The organism is Sphingorhabdus sp. (genome assembly GCF_046596595.1).
In the GTDB taxonomy this organism is placed as follows: Bacteria; Pseudomonadota; Alphaproteobacteria; order Sphingomonadales; family Sphingomonadaceae; genus Sphingorhabdus_B.
This window is the reverse complement of the sequence record NZ_JBKJMB010000108.1, coordinates 1-1854: the sequence shown is the minus strand read 5'-3', so window position 1 is coordinate 1854 and position 1854 is coordinate 1. Positions and strand designations below refer to the sequence as shown.

Annotated in this window: 2 protein-coding genes and 1 pseudogene; 2 read left to right on the top strand and 1 reads right to left on the bottom strand. The window is 57.9% G+C overall.

From position 1 onward, the window contains the following. Positions 1-330: pseudogene (locus ACLL9E_RS10730) on the top strand (hypothetical protein); the annotation flags it as partial. A 39-nt stretch (positions 331-369) separates the two neighbouring features. Beyond that, positions 370-1509, top strand: coding sequence for a succinyl-diaminopimelate desuccinylase (gene dapE, locus ACLL9E_RS10725; protein ID WP_411291728.1), 1140 nt, complete (start codon positions 370-372; stop codon positions 1507-1509). Here the strand turns inward: dapE and ACLL9E_RS10720 are convergent. After that, positions 1506-1854 (bottom strand): Smr/MutS family protein (locus ACLL9E_RS10720; protein ID WP_411291727.1); only part of this gene is annotated, 349 nt, incomplete at its 5' end. The genes dapE and ACLL9E_RS10720 overlap by 4 nt on opposite strands.

Sequence of the window (1854 nt, the reverse complement as noted above, 5' to 3'; positions counted from 1 at the left end):
GCGCTTCAGTTCGCGCACCGCAATGTCGTTCCAATGGGGGGTCTTGCCAATATCCTGAGCACGTATGAAGGTGGACTGAAGGGAATCATTAGCGCCGAACGTCGGGCAAAGAAAGTTGCCGCAGGGCTGCAGATCAGCACCTTGTCGGACGACCCTCGCCCACGATTACGCTCGGCCCGCAAACGTGATTTAAGCGAATTTGCTGGCGCAGGCGACGAGTTTATCCTGCTCGTCGGTCGCCGCGAAGCGGATGGCAGCATGGCCATCGTTGGTGCAGTTCAAGGCGACGCGGCGCTCACAGAAAAGGCTTTGCGTAAAGCCGACGTCTGACTTGTTTCGCGGCGCAATAATCCGTAACGCTTTGGGTCAATGACTGATGCCCTTGCACTTGACTACGCCCAACGCTTGATCGCTTGCCAGAGCGTCACGCCTGCAACTGGCGCCGTTTTTGACGCGCTTGAAGACATGCTTGTTCCGCTTGGTTTTACCGTCGAACGCTTTGTGTCGGGCGAAGATGACGACAATCCCGCGCATGGCGCGCCTGTCGAAAATCTGTTCGCAATCCGGCAAGCGGCCGGGCGTCACTTTGCTTTCGCCGGCCATGTTGACGTCGTTCCACCCGGCAATGGCTGGGCAAGTGATCCCTTCACGCCCGAAATCAAAGGCGACCTTTTGCATGGACGCGGCGCAGTCGATATGAAGGGCAGCATTGCCGCATTTGTTGCCGCTTTGCATGATATCCCAAATGATGCAGGCACCATCAGCCTTATCATCACAGGCGACGAGGAAGGGCCAGCGATTCATGGCACGCGGGCCTTGATAAGCCATATGCAAAAGCGGGGATCCATTCCTGATGCCTGCCTTGTCGGCGAACCCACCAGCGTTAACCGGCTCGGCGACATGATGAAGATTGGCCGCCGCGGTTCAGTGAATATGTGGATTTCGGTCGCTGGCACGCAAGGCCATGTCGCCTACCCGCACCTGGCAGACAACCCTATTCCCAAGCTGGTCGCGATTCTGGCCGAAATCGAGGCGATCAGGCTCGATGACGGTACGGACTGGTTTCAAGCGAGCAATATCGAAATCACCGATCTGAACGTCGGGAACAAGGCAACCAACGTTATTCCGGCAAAAGCGGAGGCGCGCTTGTCGATTCGGTTCAATGATCTGCAAAATGGTGATGCGCTTGTTTTAAAGCTGCGTGAGCTTGTCGAACGCGGCGGGGGCACCTTGACTGCCATGATATCAGGCGAGGCGTTCCTGACGCCTCCTGGCGCGCTTTCAGCGGCAATTGCAAAGGCAGTGGAGGCAGTGGCCGGCGTGGTCCCTGAACCGTCGACAACGGGCGGCACGTCGGACGCCCGTTTCCTGACCAAAATCTGCCCCGTGGTCGAATTTGGCCTGTGCAACGCCACAATGCACAAGCTCGATGAGGCCGTTGCAATTTCAGACCTGTCGGCGCTGACGGAAATCTACCGCCGTGTCGCTATCAATATGCTCGCCAGCTAGTTTTTGAGCATGATGTAAAGCGCCCCTGCGCCGCCATGGCGTGGATGCGCGTTGCGCACAGCAGAGATATGCCGCGCATGGCGTGATGCCGCCAACCAGTCACGCACAACGGCGGCAATGGCACCCCTGCCCTCGCCACTCGCGCGATCATGCGCGCGTGGTTTTCCTGTTACCAAAAGAATGACCTTCATGCGCTGCGATATCGCCTGCTCAAGCGCACCATCAAGCCGCGCATAGGCCAAAGACAAAGACGCATCGTGCAAATCAATGCTGACATCAGGGCTGATGCTGCCCCGGTTGATGCGCTTGTCCCAATGCCCATCCAAATTGTGCGGAAGCGGGGTG

Excerpts from the sequence above, each read along its gene's own strand:
- dapE (WP_411291728.1), top strand. The coding sequence starts at position 370 with ATGACTGATGCCCTTGCACTTGACTACGCCCAACGCTTGATCGCTTGC.